Raw genomic sequence first — 16,993 nt, 5'->3', positions numbered from 1 at the left:
CTACGAGGGGCAAGTTGAATCGTAATACAAAGACGCTGAGTCCAAGCGAGGATCAGCTCCGCGTTCCCTGCGGCTCTACGTTTCCTTGACTCACGCAACCAAACCCCGGTCTCCAACGGCCGTGCCTTTATGCGTAAGACACCCAGCCTCGGAAAGCGAACCCGGCGTAGAACAGTTCGACGTCCGAAAACCCCGCTTCCTGCAAAAGCGATTCGTCCCGCTGGGGTTCGAGGATGGTTAGATAGGCGTCCACAGCCTTTCGGAACTGCGATGCCTTTTCGGCATCAACGGCGGGGCGAACCATGTAGGCTGCGTATCGTGAGAGCAACCGCTCGCGCGCACCATCGGTTTGAGGGAAACTCAGGTGTACCACGATGAACGGTGCTTGTGGCTTGAGCCGCTGACGAATGGCGGTCAACATCTGTTTTCGCTCTTCCAGGTCTGCAAAATGCAATGTCAAAATGCACGTGGCCGCATCAAACGGACCCTCTGGCGCAGCATCGACTTTGCCCTCGTGCAGCCTGACTCGCGAGGCAAGCGGCCCCAGCGTTTGCTCGGCAAGTTGCAGCATTGCCGGAGAAGGGTCCACGCCATCAAATTCCCAGCTCGGTTCCGCTTCCGCGAACACCTTCAACTCGAGTCCACCGCCGGCTCCAATGACCAGGATACGGCCATGGCTTTGCACCCGCTCGGCCAGCAACAACGCCGCCATCCGCTGCATGTCCCCGAATCCCGGAACGGCGATCGGTGCCGAATCCACGTATTTCGCGACCGCTTCCGGCGCGTGAAATGCCGCTTCGAGAAAATCAGCTTTGGAGTCCATGTCGGTTCCGTTTGGCTTTGATGGAAATGCCTTTCGTATTGAGGCGTTGGTGGCAGTCGGCGCTCAGCGAGGCGAGCGTGACTTCCCCCAACCGCCGGAGCAGCCGTTGCTCGGCTTCGTCAAACGTTTTGCCCAGTGCGGCGTTCACGGATTGCTCCACCAAACATCCTGGAGCCTCCGTTCGATTGCCCATCGCCAACAACCTCGGGCTTCCCACCGCCTCGTAGATGTCCAGCAAAGTGACATCGGCCAGTTCGCACGCCAAAGTCCAACCGCCTCCGTGGCCCTTGACGCTTAGCACGTACTGCTGCTCGCGAAGCCCAGCCATCAATCGACGCACTACGACGGGATTGGTGTCCATGATCTTCGACAAATCGTCCGAAGTCACCGGTTCGTCCAGCTCCGCCATGTGCAACAAAATGTGCAGGACGCCGGATAGCTTGCTATCTCGTTTCATGTAACATACTGTATTACGTGAAAGCAGGTCAGTCAAGCTCGGCTCGGAAAGCCGCGACGGCTCAGCCACTCACTCCAGGAGCAACATGTTGTCACAACCAGACTGGAACGCTCGCTATGCCCCGCATGGATTAGAAAGTCACACATTCCGTCGGCTCGCAGTGCAGCCGCCAAAACATCGATGGCGTGCCCCTTGCCAATAGCACCCATGTTCAGCGACATGCCCTCGACCGCGAATCGAGCGGTGCGACTCTCCACATCCAGAATCAGACGCTTCCAACCGACACGCTCTCGAGCCGATTCGATCTCATCCGGTTTGGGTTTCCGACCTTCACGTTTGGTGAACCCCCAGGTTTCGACGAGAGGCCCCGCCGTGATGTCGAACGCTCCCTGGGTGCGTTCAGCGAGGGCGTTTGCTTTCTGCAGAAGCTCAAACGTGGCGGGCTTCAAATGAACTGGCTTTTCAGACGCCAACGCATTGACCCGAGCGATCTCGCTGTCACCTCGATAGACCGTCAGCGAAGATTCAATCTCCTCGATCGCTTCTAAATGCCGCAGGACAACATCAGCGACGGACCGATTGCCGACTCGTTGATTCTCATCCGGTACGAGAACCACAAAGTCACACGCCATCGCACGATGCTTCAATTCCAACAACGCAGTCTTCTCTCTGTGTCAGTTTTTCAAGTCTACCGGGTCCCAAATCTACCGGGCCCCAAGTCTACCCGGCCGTTCGGAGGCGGCGACACATGATAGAGGCAAGTCGACTGCTGTGGAAAACCCCATCGATGCACTCCGATTGCACACCCGCGACTCATCGGGGAATGACCAATCAGCAGCGAACTCATTGGATTGTCCAGATATCCGTCAAGCCGATCGTTTCCTTCACAGGCTTCGGCTCGATCGTCGCTGGGAAGGTGACGGTTTTGATCTTGCCGATGTCAAACTCACTTCGTTCGTTGACCCACTGTTGAACGGTTTTGCTTCGCGGAATCACACCCATCGTGGTCACCAGCGATCGAAAACCTCGAATCATGAGTGGCTCGTCACCGTCGTAGATAGCGAGCCGATACGTTCCGTACGTCACCGGGATGGTCTGGTTCTTCTTGCCAAATCCGATGATGCTGGACGTTTCAAATTCGATGGATTCAGTCACTTCGTTGACGTCGGCTCGGAGCTTGAGTGGGCCGGACGGGTCCACGATCCAGCCATTCTGCTTTGCCATCGCCTCCAACTGAGACTCGATGGGCTGTCGATACTTGTCCGCCAACGATCCCGCGACGCGAATGGCAACCTTCGCACCAGGCCGGACCAATGCAACTTTGGGGGCAGGTGGCTTGAGCTTTTCAGGGTCAATGACATCAAACAAGCCTCGAATGAGAATCTTGGATTCACGGTCGTTGTGAATTCGCAACTTCCCCGCCAGGGTGCTGACGGAACCGGCCGGTCTGCCACGAAAAGTGCAGTTGAACTTCCAAACGATTCGATTGAATTTCGTGTCAAAGATGGACTCTCCGTCGATGAGCGTGTATCGATCGTCGATCCATTCGACAACGGAATCGGATAGGAGATCGGATTCCAATTTCAGCGGCTTTCCGTCTTTCAATGAAACGATGGTTGGAGCGTCTGCACCGCTGACAATCAGTTTGCTTCCACTGGGGGCAAAACTGACCTTCTTCACGCCAGATCTCAGCGGTTCTGTGTTCGCCAAGACTCGAATGCCATCCGTTTTGTAGATGGTGATATGGCCAAACACAAAGAAGGCAGCAATCTCGCTGGCAGGCGAAAACTCAATGGGTGTCTTGCTGTTGGCCGTGATGATGGCATGTTGTGACTTCGTCTCCGGCATCCAAACCGCGAAGCGTTTTTCATCGAGCACGGCCACGCGATCGTTCTTGAGCCAGAACGCTGATTGAACTTGGCTCACTTGATGTGACTCGGGAACGGGACGCCAGACCCACTCGATGTTGGCCGAACTGTTTTCGATCAAATAGACGCAAAGCCCAGTGGGACGAGATTCCTCGTCATTGAGAGAAACGATCAGACGTCGCCCGTCATCCGACAGCGCCAATGGCTGAATCAACTTGCTAGGCAGTTGATCGGTCTGCCACTCAACGGTGCCGTCGGTCAAGTTGAGTGCAACCGACTGATTGTCCCTGACCAACAAAGCCCGCTGGCGGTGGACCGAGGGAAGAAATGCATCCCACGGTTTGTTCAGCGGAGACGATTCGAACTGAAAGGTCCAGTTTCCGATTGTCGGTCCGGCTTCGGTTTGGATGGGAGATTGCCAACCGTTCTCTGCGAGGTGACTGACAAACCGGCGGCTTTGGATCGACTCATGACTGTAGACTGGAGGTGTCGCCGGCGGCAGTTCGAACGTCAATAAAGGAACATTCGGTGTGCTGACGGCAGTGTTCTCTGCCTCTTCGGGAACACTGGCGAACGCTTCCATCTCAGGTTCGTTGGATTTATCATCGGTAGCATCCTTCTCAATCTCCGCAGAAGTCTCCTCCGCTGGAATCAGCCGCAATTCTTTTGCCGTGACCCATTTGTTCCAACGGTCTGAATAGTCGTCAAAGGAAATGAAGTATTTGCCAGGCTGAACTTGAAGCACCTCTCCGGGATACCATCCTCCAGTCGACTTGATCTCGACCTTCGTCCCGATTGGAAAGTCACCAACCATCGCTTTGTATTTCTGCAGCATGTCACGCAGAAAGGTTTGATCGCGGTCCGACAGGCGATTCAGTGGCACGACCACTTCCACGCCATCCGCTTTCTTGAGCTTGACATTGGTTTCGTCCAGGTCCATCACCACGGCCCGAATGCGGAATTTCCCGGTTTGGTCCGTGAAAAACCTCGATCCAGGTTGCTGAGCGAAGCACGGCCCTGCTGCCAACAACACGATCGCTATCGAGAGTCGAATCCGTGAGAAACATGACATGTTAAGAGCTTTCCAAAGAGATTTAGAACGCAATGGATGCGATCTTCGAGCAACCGCGATCACCACAGGCGGATTGAGCGAAGTGCGAGGGGCAACCGATTCTCTCCTGGCGAGATTCGTCATGCAATACAAACCATGTCCGCCCTACAACATTCAAAAGTTTGTGATTCGGTTGTTCCAGGTTTGCAAGTTGATTCTTCCGGAACTGAGTGGCTGATCATTCGGAACGCGTTGATTCTGCACTTTGTTGGGATGAACAATCCAAAATTACTATCCTGCCTCTTTTGAAATTGGAAATCTGCCAAATGATGACCCATTTCTTCCCGAGATGATTTACAAGGACACGAAAACGACGCTCGTTCGCGGCCGCTGAAAAGGGATCAATGCCGTCATGAGCCAAGCTGAACGGGCTTTCGAAACCCCCGCTCGACCAAGGCCGGCAAGGTGAATGCCCACAACGGCAAAGTTCTTAGGGAATGGTGGCTGGAAGATGGGAGAAGCAGACGATTGTCCATTTTTACGACAAGAACTCGCTCGAAGGCTACCGTCGACTGACGTTCATGAAGCTCGGTGATGATGTCTTGACAGTCGCTCCGCCAACGGTCTATCGCGTGCTCAAGGTCGTAGGCCGACTGGATCGAAAAAGTAACGAGGCATCGCAAAAGGAAACGAATTCAAACATCCATTGAAAGCCCATGCGCACTGGCATGTCGACATTTCCTACATCAATGCTGGCGGAACGTTCTTCTACTTGACCGCGATGCTTGATGGCCACAGCCGGTACATCGTGCGTCATGAACTACGCGAGTCGATGACCGAACTGGAAGTGGAAATCATCTACCAGGCGGCAGTGAAAAAACGGCCCGGTGTGAAGCCTCGGATCATCAGCGACAACGGTCCTCAATTCCTCGCCGGTGACTTCAAGGTGTTCGTCCGTCACAGCGGAATGACACATGTAAAAACCAGTCCGTACTATCCACAGAGCAACGGCAAGCTCGAAAGGTGGCACAAGTCGCTCAAGATTGAAAGAATTGGTCCGAACTGTCCACGAAAACCCAACGAAGCGACCAAGCTGATCTCGGAATATGTCCATCATTACAACGAGGTCAGGCTTCACAGCGAGATCGGCGTATGTTACGTCGGCTGACTTCCTGGGCGGATTGGCACCGGAAATTCACTCCGAGCGAGACCGTAAGCTCGAATTCGTCGTCGCGGCGCGGTGGCAGCGAAGTTGCTGTTGCCGGATGAGCAGACGAGAATGTCAATACATGATCGGCGGATAGGGCTCTGCAGAGGTGCAACCTCGGCGCCGCATTAAGTGCGTCGACCGAAAGGAAGCCAGTTGTCGCGAGTTGATGACCGCCACCTTTCCCTTTCGGCATACGCCACAAAGCGAAACCCCTTCGACACTGCATGCGTGGATCACAAGGCGAAGGACGCCACCAAACTACGTTTCAAACCATCGGTCGATTTCCAATTCCCGCTGAACCAGCGACGCAACGACGGCATAGCAGTGCTGCGATCTCGCACCCTGCGGACGCACTTCGAAAACCAATGGACCCTGTCCGGTCGACTTCTTCGTAGGCAGCGGTTTCGGTGATGATCCCTTGGCAGGTGACAGCCCTCAAGCGGCGAGTCGTGCGTTGACGTTCTTGTGTATCGCTGGACTGAGCCATCGCAATGGACTTCTTGAGAAATGCTTCGTTACCAAGCACGCAGTCGCTGAGTGCTCGGAAGAGCGGATTCTCCGGCACCTCGAATCCTTGAGTGACATACTGCCGATAGGCCCTTGCTGGGTCCTATCCTCCATTGGCGGCCACCCGGTACAGATGCAGGTCGTCATATGCGATCCAATCCACTTGGCTAATTCTTCGAGCGTATCCTCGGTAACTGCTGCGTTTTCAACAACAAATGGATGTGATTTGGCATCCAGCAAAACGCGAGAATTTTCCAGCCTGATCGAGTGACTTCTTCTTTGAGGCTATTAGTAAATCGATCATAGTGTCCATCGTCATAGAAATGCGTCCGTCGCCCATCACTACGCATGACAACGTTATTAATCACACCAGGAAACTACACGCGAAGGTGCCTCGCCATCAGTCCGTGCCTCCCCAGGCGGAACTCAGAAGTTAAAGATCAACAACCTATCGGACTTAAAATCGAAAACCCAGCCTGACCCTAGCGAAGCGTTTCCTGACCCCTGTGACACTAATAACTGGATACCTAGCCAGACCCCCGCGATGCGTTTTCCGTGTCCGCAAAGTGAATAACACGATCGCATGCTTCTGTGCAGAGCGCGGTTAATAGAGACCTGACCCATTGGAAGGCATTCTGAGCTGATGATCGAATTTTTGCGTGTCAACATCGCGGCATCGCTCACCGTTCATGAATTCTCACGATGGAAAGCTTAGCCAGCGTGCGTCATCAGCAAGTGCACTCATTCTGCCTGGTCGCGTATTGGCCATCACCCCACAAAGGTGCTATGTCCCTTGGCTTTCCCGTGTCGGACACCCTTTTCGGCACTCGTACGTCGCGTTGACCTCGAATCTCCCTCCGCCAACGTGAAGGGCCCCAAAAAAAACAGACAGAGAAAAGAGTCCTGTCACATTCTCTTCCTCTCCGGTATGCGGGAGAGTTTCCGGCTCAAGCCGAGAAAAACGTGAATGCAGGACAGTTTTCGTGGCCGCCTAACAATGCCCTTGGCCCGGTTTGGACTAGAAAAACATTGCTTTGCTCGAAAAAATGTGATGGCATAGAAATTAAACTTCGTCACCACATAACAAAGGGTTGACCACGGCCTGCATGTCGGTAAGAATCCTCACTACCAGTACAACCAAACTCTCGCGGCCACTAAGCGACAGCGTTTCATTGCAGTGACAAACCTCGATACCTTCGACATCTACGCAAAACTCAAGGAATCACTCGATTTCGTGATCCCGCTTGCAGATGAACATCCGAAGATTTTTGAAGATTACGTCATACGCTTGCTCGAACACCTCCCGAACAAGCTGATTGACGAATCGAGCGAAATTGCACCTGATGTGGGAAATGCAGCTAAGCGAGAACAAGACGATGAAGCGTCGGTGACTCACATCGACAAGATCACAGCATTCCTTGCAGAGAACCCTTGGAAGTCCGCGAACGAAATTAGTGAAGGGGCTGGGGTCCCAAAAAGCATCGTCGGCGCAGTTCTTTACGCGAAAAGGTTGAAAGGTCGCTTCACCAGCAAAACCGGCGATGACGACATCGTCCTATGGAAAAATGGCGTCGTTGGGGAAAAGAGCCGGGTCGGCACAAGGCTCGTCGAGTGCAAAAAACCTCGCGTAACAACGACATCCTTGATCGTGGATTGGCTCGATCAGCATGGCGAGGGCACCATCGCCGACATTGCTAAGGGGATTGAGGATCAAGCTAAATCAGACACCCCCGACTTCACTGCCGTGGTTCGCACGATCGTCTCTCGATCGGTCAAAACCGGCACCATCGTCCGTTATCCCAAAGATGGGACCATAAGCTATTCGCTCCCTGCGAAGCCGCCTAGCAATAAATGCAATCCGAAATACGAAGGGATGACGACGTTCGAGGCGATCGTCGCATGGTCCGCCGAGAACGGGCACGACTATTTCACCATGTCAGACGTTGCGAACGAAACCGGTCGGCCGATTAGCGCCTTGCGACAGGTAATCTACGCCTCAAACCGTGAGCTTTTCGACCGAATCTCTCGAAAGGGTCCAAACGGGCAAACACTCTTCCGATTTAAGTCGCCCAAGGAGGCAGAATAATGCCTATTGCATGTGGCCATTAGGGCGGCCAGAAAGAAAGTGACCCGGTGATTCTTTTCGACGGAAATCACCGGGTCACCCCTAGTTTCATCCGTGGCTTTGGACCAGCCAGCGGATGGTCAGGCAGTGCCCGACAAATGCACGGTGTTGCCTGGCTAGAATGGTTCCCGCGAAACCATTTTTCGCAGGTGATACTATGTACCAACTCCAATTTGATTTTGAGCATGTTTCCGGCCACTATCGCCGCCCGTGGGGTTCCTACGGACGCGGCGAGAAATCGGTTTACATCACCCCCTATCGTCGTCGAAAACGATTTCGATAGCAACCATTAGGGGCATTTTGCCCCGAGAGTTTTAGTGCGTCAGCGGGGTTCTTCGGGCTCCGTTGGCGTTTTGTTGGGCATAACTCAGCGGGTTCATCAGCGACAAGAGCAAACTGGCATAACAATGAGATGTGGAAGAAAAACACTGTCATGGCCTGGGGAGATATCAGGGGTCAGGCCTCTTAGATGAGTTCCGCAAGGGCATTGGCGGTTAAAACGCGGGCGAGCGGTGTGGCCATTGGGCCGGTCGTTGCTGCCCGCGTAACATCAGCGCGGGCAAGCAAAAGGATCCAGCAAGGGACGGAGCGTTTACGAATCCGCCAATGCAGTCGTTTGAATGCGAGTCAAGCTCAAAACGTTATTTCGGCCCGCTTCACCTCAACGGTTCTTTTCCAACTCCGTTAAGCGATCGTTGGAATGAGTCCTCCGTCGACTCGTATGGGCGCTCCGTTGATCGCCGATGCGAGTGGGCTGGCAACAAAGGCAACCATGTTAGCGATCTCTTCGGGCTCGATCAATCTTTGAATTAATGAGGTCGGCCGATTGTCTGCCATGAATCGTTTTTCAGCCGCATCGTAGGGCTCGTCCGGGAAAAGGTTGCTGACGAATTCCTTCACACCTGGGGTTAACGTCGATCCAGGCATAACGGTGTTCACCGTAACGCAGCTTCCCTTGGTCAATTGAGCCAGACTACGCGAGACGGCAAGTTGTGCCGTCTTCGTCATCGCGTAGTGTGGCATTTCAGGAGCGGGCACCACGCCGGATTCGCTGCTGATGAAGATGATGCGTCCGGTGTTTTGATCCAGCATTTGCTTCAGATAATGCCGTGCAAGACGCACACCGCTCATCACGTTAACGTCAAAGATGTGCTGCCACGCTTGGTCCGTCAGGTCAAAAAAATCAACCGCTTCAAAAATGCCCAGATTGTTGACCAGGATATCGATCTGCGGATGTTCGGCGATGGTCAGTGCGGCGCCTTCGGCCGTCCCATTGCCGGAAACCAGTCCGAACAGGTCGGCTTTCGGATGACTCTCGCGAATTTTTTCAATCGCCGTGTCGACGCTCGCTTCGCTGCGCCCGTTGACGATGGTTGTTGCCCCTTCGGCTGCCAGGCGAGTTGCGATCGCCAGACCGATTCCGCCTGTTGATGCGGTGACCAGTGCTGTTTTATTGTTGAGTTCAAGATTCATCGAATTCTTATCCTATTGATGTTGTGGAAGAGTGGGTTGTGTTTGGTGTCCAGGTCCAATCAGCGAATTGCGACTGGGTTGATTTGCATCTGGGTTGTCCCTCTGAATTTCGCGTGACCGAGTACAAACATGAATTCGTAAACGTCGTCTTCGGCTAGCTCGTCACTCAGAATGTTCTCAAGCACATGGACACCGTATTCGGTTGCCAATAATTGATTGACAGGGAATGCCAGTTTGTCGTCTTCGTGCGGAACAGCTTCAAACGACCAATTGTCAGCTCCAATGGCTACGACTCCTTTCTCTGCCAGATAACGCGCGGCTTCGACACCAACGCCAGGTCCGCCGGCCAGGTATCGCTTGTTATCAACGCCCATCAAACGAGCCCAACCGGTGCGGAACAACACGACGTCGCCCTTGCGAATGGCAACGCCTTGCTTCTTCGCGACTTCCTCGATGTCGGCGACGGTAAAGACAGTGCCTTCGGGAATGATCTCTTTGCCTAAGTGGGCTTTCATGTCGAGCATGACTCCGCGAGCAACCATCGGAGGCACTTTTTCGAGGCCAAGTTCCTTGACCCCTGAGATGGTCAGAAAGTCGGAAACCTTGTGGCCGTTGTAGTGCACATTGTCATTGCCGTAATGAGCGAGGCCGTTGATCTGGGAGCCAACGCCCGTCCAGCCGATGAGCTGGTCATCAACGTACGTAAACTTGTTTTCGCCGAAAGTACGCGGTTCGGGCTGCATCGTTTCAATTTGAAAGTAGCGGTGGCGAAAGGCGGGCGTCTTGTTATCAACAGTCATTCCGAGAGAATAGACCTTGCCTTTGGTGACCAACTTGGAGGCACTCAACACGGTTTCCGGCGTCAAGTAGTTCATCGCGCCGATTTGGTCGTGCGGCCCCCAAGGAGAGCGTTCTTTGTGCTTCTCTTGTGCGATCACCTGACCGGTCATCAATATGATGATGGCAAGACAAGCAGTCTGCATCGTTCTTGACGTTCTCATAGCGTGGGTTCCCTGGCGTTCATGGATGGGTGTCGAAGCGAATACTTCAACAGAAGGGGCTGACTTGTCGCCCTTCAATGTCATGAGTTTAGGGAGGTGCTCGGGAAGCCTCTTGAACGATTTTGCGCGCCGTCAAAAGAAATGACCGACAGGATTGACGCCGGCTCAGGACCTGCGGATCGTCCCCGACGCCCGTCCACTTTGGCACTAACGCCGTGGGTTCCTCAACGGAAGTGCGCGAGCCATCCGAGATTTCGCGATCGATTGCGCATGACACCGGGAGGCTTTGGGGTGACGACAGCGCGTCAGGAGTTGCCCGATGGATTCACCGCTTTGGAATACGCTCCCGGCGCGACCCCGATGAATCGTTTGAAATGCCGCGTGAAGTGCGACTGGTCCGCGAAACCGGCAGCGTAGGCGACATTAGATAGCGTCTCACCGTCCATCAACATCTGCTGCGCACGACGCACTCGGATTTGAGAGAGATAGGCTTGGATAGGAATGCCGACCTCTTTGGAGAAGACGCGGCTTAGATACGGGGCGGAGGTCCCAGCCAATTGGGCGAGTTCGTGAAGCGAGACATTCTCGCGGAATTTCGCTTCCAAGCTCTCCTTGACTCTGCGAATGTTCGCCCGCCCTCGCTTTTTCGGTATGTCCGGCATGGATGCGTGCCGCACTAACAGCTCGCAGATGGCTTCATAAAAGGCTGACTCCTGATCCAACTGCGGATCTCCGTCGTCCATCGCCCGGTGAGCCTGCAAAACGAGCTCCACGAGTTGCGTGTCGTCGATGACCGGGGGCAGCAACAATGGTTCGATATCACCGTTCCGGTCAAACGTCCTGACGATACTGGCGACGACGTTCGGAGCAGCATAGAGATAACGCCACGCTCCGGTAGCCGTGCACGAATGCACTTCATTGGGGTGAATGACAAGCAGCTTCCCCGGTCCGGTGAAGTATCGCTGGCCGCGATTGAAAAACGTCCCTGTCCCGCCTTCGGAAACACCCAATTTGTATTCAGGGTGTGAGTGATTCGGCCAAGTGTGGTCGACCGACTCCCATTGATGAACCGTAATCCCGTCGTCGGCAGAACCGCGAACTTTGAAATGCTTCACTGTTAACCCGGAAGCCATACTGTCCTCGGTGGCGATACAAACAACGTGAAAGACAACAGAGAGATTACGTCGCGGGATGATTGCAAGCAAGCTGGACGAAGAGTGGCCTGTCGGGGGCTTCCAAATCCATAGGGCCCCCAACCGAACCGCGAACACCCGACATCGAGAGCTAGCTCCACCTGCGGCCGTTTAATGGCGGACTGAACCGCGCCACTATCGTTTCTCGGCTGGCTCCGAGACGGAATTGGGACGGTCCACGGCGGTCAAGCAAAGCTTCAGACTTGCATGGGTGTTGCGAACATATCGGAGGCGTGTTTGCCGTCCGACGCAGAAGCACGACGACTGCCTGGTTCGACTATGATTGAAGCGTCTTCGACGCACTTTGATTCGCGGTGGCAATCGACCACCATCCCCATACCCCAAATCTGGAAGAACTGTTCGTGAGCAAGCCATTGACCACCACCAACCGTCGCTCATTTCTCAAAAAGGGTGTCGTTGCAACAGCGGGACTCGGTTCAATTGGAATCCAATCAGTCGATGCGGCCGAGTCCAACGACAAGGTGAATTTGGCGATCATTGGTTGCACCAATCGGGGAGCCGCCATTGGCAATGACGCGGTCAAGTCCAGCTTGGCAAACGTGGTGGCTCTGTGCGATGCCGATCCGTCACGGACCGATCGATTTAAACAACAACATCCCGAGGCGAAAGTTTATGACGACTTCCGCAAGATGTTCGATGAAATGGGCGGCAAAATTGACGCCTGCACGGTCGGTACACCCGACCACACGCACTTTCCAATCTCAATGCGAGCGATCTCGGAAGGCGTTGCGGTCTACGTCGAAAAACCGCTTGCCCATACGTTCGAAGAATGTGAACTACTGATCGCGGCTGAAAAGAAGCACAACGGCATCTGCCAAATGGGCAACCAAGGGCATTCCTCGTCTCAACGCATGCAGTTCAAAACATGGGTCGATGAGGGCATCATCAAAAATGTGCGACGCGTCGACGCTTGCATGAACAAAGGACGGCGATGGCATCCATGGGGAAATGTGACCGGCTATCCCGCTGCGGAAAAAATGCCAGCCGGAATGAACTGGGATGTTTGGACCGCAACGGCACCGATGCAGAGCTACAGTGATCGTCTCGACAATGGCAACTGGCGTGGTTGGTACGACTATGGCAATGGTGCCTTCGGCGACTGGGGGCCTCACACCTTGGATAGCATCCATCGTTTCCTCGATTTGGGACTGCCATACGAGGTTCGTGCGGACAAGTTGGAAGGGCCGAACGATTTCATCTATCCAATGGCAACCACCATTGCGTTTGAATTTGCCGAGCGTGGTCCGGGCATGCCAGCGATGTCCATCAACTGGTACGACGGCGTCAAAAACCAACCGCCGCGGCCCAAGGAACTGGGTGAAGGCAAATCGATGCCAGCATGCGGAAAGGTGATGTACAGCGACGACCTGACTTTCTTGGGCGGCACTCATAGTGCAAAGCTCAGTATCCTTTCGGATTCTGTCAAAACACCGGAGATTCCTGCTGGAGAAACAAACCAAAGTCACATGAAGAACTTTTTGCTCGCAGCAATGGGCAAAGAAGAATGCAACTCAAAGTTCGCTGTTTCAGGGCCTTTGACACAGGTCTTCATGCTCGGCTGCATCGCGCAACGTCTCGGAGGCACTCTCAAGTTCGATGCCGAGAAGCGAGAAATCACCAATAATGAACGAGCCAACCAACTCCTCAAGGGACATCCACCAAGAAAGGGTTGGGAAGAGTACTACACCGTGTAGGAATGCCTCCGGCAAAGGACAGCAGTTTCAAAGTTGTGCGGTGGTGTGCTGGTCCGCAGCTACCCCGACAACCTTATCCAATGCCTTCAGGACAGCCTTCGCTTGTCGGAAACCAATCAGGCGTTCCGAAACGGACATGCTCAGCTAGCCAGGCCAAAGTTTTGCGAATTCGAATCGGGTCAGTGAGGAGGAAAGCCTGCTTGGCTGACTCGATGTTCGCGGAATCCATCGTTTGCCGCGATGAGTCTTGAAACCCGAGACTGCAAAAAAGAACGGCATTTGGCTCATCAAGCCAAATGCCGTTATGTATTTTACAGTCTTGGTGTTTTCCCGCTCAAATGTCGTCCGCGGAATGCGCTCACGACAGAACAGGAAGCTGGGTGACTAACCCGAGTCACTTACTGAACTTGGACGTTTTCTGCACAAGGCCCTTTTTCGCCACGTGCTTCGTTGAACGTGACTTGTTGACCTTCACGGAGGTCATCGAAGTTCACGCCTTCAACGCTGGACGAGTGAAAGAACAAGTCCTTCGAGCTGCCAACGTCAATGAAACCGAAGCCTTTGTCGGTGAGACGTTTGATCGTACCTTCTGCCATTTTTCAATCTATTCAAAAGAGTTCTTGGTAGCCGATGCCGGAGACGAAGTTGTCTTAGCTTGTCGACTGCCGCACGCATCGTAACAGATGTTGCTGACCTGCCGGGCATAAAGTGGGTACGCAATCGGCAATTCATTGAAATTTCCTTCAGCGCGAAGTCATCAAAGCGGTTTAATCGTCGTTGTCACACGCAGAAAGACAACTTCGTGGCTGGCGCGATTGATTCCCAATAAGACGCCTGGATCGTGAGAATCCCAAGCAATTCCTTGCCCGGTGATCGGTGCCGGCACCGTCGTGACGTGTTTGAGCTCGCTTTTGTTGGCTGGAATCTCGAGAACATAAAGTTCGGCGTGATCGTGCCCTGTCACGTACAAATTTCCGTTTGGCCCAAAACAGCCACCTGAGTTGCTCATTGGCAAGAATCGCTGAATAACCGATTCAGGAAACATCCATTTGCCGGTCTCATTCCATTGTTCGTCGTATCGAACCAGCTTAGTTCGGCGAACTTCCGCTTCGCCATAGAACGCGAAAACGACCCACCAAGCTCCATCGTAGCGCTCAACCCAATTGATCGCACCATCGGTTTCAGCGAATGAAATCGACTCCAAATGCGTCATTTGTTCGGCATCAAAGACTTCGATCGAGTTATTCAATGGCTTGGTCGGCCAGTTGGAATTCGCACAAACCAACCGACCGTTTTTGACGATGCCGCTGTTGAGATGCTTGATATCCGATCCAACAGGAGCGTCCCATCGGGCGACACGCTCGCCAGACCGTTTGTCGTATCGAGCGATCGTTCGATTGGAAATGGCGTAAAAAGAAGACTCGTCGACCGCCACCGCTTGGTGAGCTTCCGGTGCGGGAAACCGACGTATTTCGTGAGCCGATTGATGATCGTCAGCGAGATCTACAAAAGTAATGCAAGACGGATTGCCAACCGAGGCATAGTCTCCGGTGAACTTAAGCAGTCCAGATTCTTGGTCGATGCGAAACGCGGTGACGTTGTCGGCACGTTGATTGCATACGTAAAGGAAGCGACCGCTCGGATCAAAGTTAAAGCTACGTGGGTAGTCGCCACGGGTCCACTCGTTGCCAATCTGTTGCAACGTTCCATCGGACTGAATCGCGAAAATCCCGATGCTGTCGTGAAGCCGATTGCCCGCGTAGACAAAACGTCCGTCTTCGGAAACCAAAATCTCGGAGCAGAAATTGCTGCCTTTGAAACCAGGCGGCAAAGAGGGCACGGTTTGACGCTGTGTTAGACGTCCGGCATCACCGTCGTAGTCAAACAGCACGATCGTCGATCCTTCTTCTTGGATCGAATACAGCCAGCGACCGTTGGGATGAAAATCAAAATGCCGGGGTCCATCTCCGGGAGGCAACGACACACTCGCGGGTGTGTTGGAGGATAATGTTCCCAACATCGCATCGAACTTCCACACAAAGATTCGGTCCATTCCCAAATCCACGTGCAGAACGTAACGCCCCGTCGCGTCGGACTGAATCATGTGTGCATGCGATCCATCGTGACCACTGATCGCAAAACTTCCCGGGGGTGAGTTGGTTGCCTTTGTAGGCCCGACGTTTCCTTCTCCGCGTTGAATATCGGTCGCTTTGCCCAAACGACCGTCCGCAAGTATCGGTAAAACCGCGATTGAGCCGCTGAAATAGTTCGCGACAAACAGATAGCGTCCGGATGGGTGAATGCTGACATACGTGGGCCCGTCGCCTTCCGACGCAACGGTATTCAACAACGTCAATTGGCCATCACGCGGATTGATCGCGAAGGAACTGACGGATCCTTGCTTCGCATCCCCAAACCGATCCGTTTCGTTGCTGGAATACATTCGATCTCCAGCCGCATTGACCACCAAGCAATCAGGACTCGCGCCGAAATCAACCGTACCAGTCGGCTCCAAGGCACCACTTTTTCGGTCAACCTTGAAAAGATGAATGCCTCGGCCATTTCCCGCGGGCAAATCAACCTGTGTCGGTGGAACGTCACCGAGCGGCGAGCTGAAGGTTCCGACATAGGCCATCAGAGGTCGAACCGCGGGTGCTTCCGTCGGCTCACCCTCAGCTCGCAACGTGTCCGAGCGCACAAAACCTATCAGCAACAGAACGACTAGAAATGTTTGCGGACGGAATTGCTGAAGCAAAAAGAATTGGTGAATCATTGTGCGTCTGGGGAGGAAGGCGAAGGCGTCAAATAACGATTCAAACCGGGCACAGCAAATTGCAACTCCTTGATAACAAGGTCAGCCATCACCTCGCCACCTTTTTCGTTGAAGTGGGTCAGGTCACCTTCCTTGAAATTGAATTCCATGCTGGCCGCCGGTCCAATCTTGTTGTGGAGCTCAATGCTTCTGTTATGCAGATCAACAAATGGCACCTCCAATTCTGATGCAACCTCTTTCGCAGCGACGGCCCATGGTCCCAGCGTTGTTCGTATCTGATCGTGCTCGTCGAAACGGCGTCTTGTCACCGAACTAACGATGACTGGAACCGCCCCGATCGCTTTCACTTCCGCAACGTAGCGTTTCAACTGTTGACGATAGGTTGTTGCCGGATCCGTTTCTCGCTTCGGCCCTTTTCCTGGTTGATCATTGTGCCCGAACTGGATCAATACGTAGTCCGGCTTTGCATCCAAGACCGCTGGCATTCGGTTGCCGTCATACCAGCTCTTCGAACTCGCTCCGCCCTTCGCGAAATTGATGACTTTCACTTGGTTGTTGAATCGCGTTTCGAAAGCCACTCCCCAACCCGAGTAGTCTTCGACGGTCGAATCACCGATCAATGCGATGGTGATTTTGTCGCTTCCTGACGAAGCAGAGTGAGCTTCCTGACGAGACTGGGCCGCGACGGTGCCGGAGATCAGCATGCAGGACACGAGCAAAATGCTCCGCACTCTACGGTCGTCGTATGATCTGATTTTGGTCGTGGAGATGATGAAGTTCCCTGTCAACAAGCGGTG

At 53.8% G+C, this 16,993-nt stretch carries 16 protein-coding genes; 4 read left to right on the top strand and 12 right to left on the bottom strand.

Translation table 11 applies throughout. The annotated features are described in order from the left end of the window. Positions 1 to 127: 127 nt before the first annotated feature. The 4 genes from RB_RS07255 to RB_RS07240 form a co-directional block, all read right to left on the bottom strand. On the bottom strand, positions 128 to 823 hold the full coding sequence (locus RB_RS07255) for a class I SAM-dependent methyltransferase (RefSeq protein WP_011119492.1): 696 nt from the start codon (positions 821 to 823) through the stop codon (positions 128 to 130). Next, positions 807 to 1,280: an Rrf2 family transcriptional regulator gene (locus tag RB_RS07250; protein WP_164921663.1), complete on the bottom strand. Its 474-nt coding sequence runs from the start codon at positions 1,278 to 1,280 to the stop codon at positions 807 to 809. Before RB_RS07250 ends, RB_RS07255 begins: the two co-directional genes overlap by 17 nt. Before the next feature lie 32 nt (positions 1,281 to 1,312). Continuing rightward, complete coding sequence (locus RB_RS07245; RefSeq protein WP_231846295.1) at positions 1,313 to 1,933, bottom strand: FAD:protein FMN transferase; 621 nt, start codon at positions 1,931 to 1,933, stop codon at positions 1,313 to 1,315. Between the two features lie 190 nt (positions 1,934 to 2,123). Next, entirely contained in the window at positions 2,124 to 4,220 is a 2,097-nt protein-coding gene (locus tag RB_RS07240; protein ID WP_231846294.1) for an SHD1 domain-containing protein, read from the bottom strand. Between RB_RS07240 and RB_RS07235 the strand changes: the two genes are divergently transcribed. Together RB_RS07235 and RB_RS07230 are read left to right on the top strand one after the other, a co-directional pair. Continuing rightward, a complete protein-coding gene (locus RB_RS07235; protein WP_164921662.1) occupies positions 4,219 to 4,437 on the top strand; it encodes a hypothetical protein in 219 nt (72 codons plus the stop codon). The two genes, RB_RS07240 and RB_RS07235, sit on opposite strands and share 2 nt — an antisense overlap. A 468-nt stretch (positions 4,438 to 4,905) precedes the next feature. Then, a complete protein-coding gene (locus tag RB_RS07230) occupies positions 4,906 to 5,367 on the top strand; it encodes a DDE-type integrase/transposase/recombinase (RefSeq protein WP_011119486.1) in 462 nt (153 codons plus the stop codon). Between the two features lie 307 nt (positions 5,368 to 5,674). Here the strand turns inward: RB_RS07230 and RB_RS07225 are convergent, their stop codons facing one another. Together RB_RS07225 and RB_RS28515 are read right to left on the bottom strand one after the other, a co-directional pair. Further along, positions 5,675 to 5,974: a hypothetical protein gene (locus RB_RS07225; RefSeq protein WP_164921661.1), complete on the bottom strand. Its 300-nt coding sequence runs from the start codon at positions 5,972 to 5,974 to the stop codon at positions 5,675 to 5,677. Between the two features lie 109 nt (positions 5,975 to 6,083). Further along, a complete protein-coding gene (locus RB_RS28515; RefSeq protein WP_164921660.1) occupies positions 6,084 to 6,266 on the bottom strand; it encodes a transposase in 183 nt (60 codons plus the stop codon). Positions 6,267 to 7,093: 827 nt separating this feature from the next. Between RB_RS28515 and RB_RS07215 the strand changes: the two genes are divergently transcribed. Beyond that, positions 7,094 to 8,002 carry a hypothetical protein gene (locus tag RB_RS07215; protein WP_011119479.1) on the top strand — a complete coding sequence of 303 codons (909 nt, stop codon included), beginning with the start codon at positions 7,094 to 7,096 and terminating at the stop codon, positions 8,000 to 8,002. A 723-nt stretch (positions 8,003 to 8,725) separates the two neighbouring features. On the opposite strand, the gene RB_RS07210 is transcribed toward RB_RS07215, so the two are convergent. The 3 genes from RB_RS07210 to RB_RS07200 form a co-directional block, all read right to left on the bottom strand. After that, complete coding sequence (locus tag RB_RS07210) at positions 8,726 to 9,514, bottom strand: SDR family NAD(P)-dependent oxidoreductase (protein ID WP_011119475.1); 789 nt, start codon at positions 9,512 to 9,514, stop codon at positions 8,726 to 8,728. Positions 9,515 to 9,573: 59 nt separating this feature from the next. Continuing rightward, positions 9,574 to 10,515: a cyclase family protein gene (locus RB_RS07205; RefSeq protein WP_011119474.1), complete on the bottom strand. Its 942-nt coding sequence runs from the start codon at positions 10,513 to 10,515 to the stop codon at positions 9,574 to 9,576. Positions 10,516 to 10,820: 305 nt separating this feature from the next. Next, entirely contained in the window at positions 10,821 to 11,630 is an 810-nt protein-coding gene (locus RB_RS07200) for an AraC family transcriptional regulator (RefSeq protein ID WP_164922762.1), read from the bottom strand. A gap of 440 nt (positions 11,631 to 12,070) precedes the next feature. Here RB_RS07200 and RB_RS07195 point away from each other — a divergent pair, with 440 nt between their 5' ends. Then, the gene (locus tag RB_RS07195) at positions 12,071 to 13,423 is read left to right on the top strand and encodes a Gfo/Idh/MocA family oxidoreductase (protein ID WP_164921659.1); all 1,353 of its coding nucleotides are present in this window, start codon (positions 12,071 to 12,073) and stop codon (positions 13,421 to 13,423) included. 398 nt (positions 13,424 to 13,821) lie between these two features. On the opposite strand, the gene RB_RS07190 is transcribed toward RB_RS07195, so the two are convergent. The 3 genes from RB_RS07190 to RB_RS07180 all read right to left on the bottom strand — a co-directional run bounded on the left by RB_RS07190 (position 13,822) and on the right by RB_RS07180 (position 16,900). Further along, positions 13,822 to 14,019, bottom strand: coding sequence for a cold-shock protein (locus RB_RS07190; protein ID WP_037198672.1), 198 nt, complete (start codon positions 14,017 to 14,019; stop codon positions 13,822 to 13,824). Positions 14,020 to 14,180: 161 nt separating this feature from the next. Continuing rightward, positions 14,181 to 16,196: a lactonase family protein gene (locus tag RB_RS07185; RefSeq protein ID WP_011119463.1), complete on the bottom strand. Its 2,016-nt coding sequence runs from the start codon at positions 16,194 to 16,196 to the stop codon at positions 14,181 to 14,183. Beyond that, complete coding sequence (locus RB_RS07180; RefSeq protein ID WP_164922761.1) at positions 16,193 to 16,900, bottom strand: rhamnogalacturonan acetylesterase; 708 nt, start codon at positions 16,898 to 16,900, stop codon at positions 16,193 to 16,195. Before RB_RS07180 ends, RB_RS07185 begins: the two co-directional genes overlap by 4 nt. Positions 16,901 to 16,993: the final 93 nt, after the last annotated feature.

Origin of the sequence: Rhodopirellula baltica SH 1, assembly GCF_000196115.1 — a bacterium.
Classification (GTDB): Bacteria; Planctomycetota; Planctomycetia; order Pirellulales; family Pirellulaceae; genus Rhodopirellula; species Rhodopirellula baltica.
This window is presented reverse-complemented; position numbering and strand designations above follow the sequence as displayed.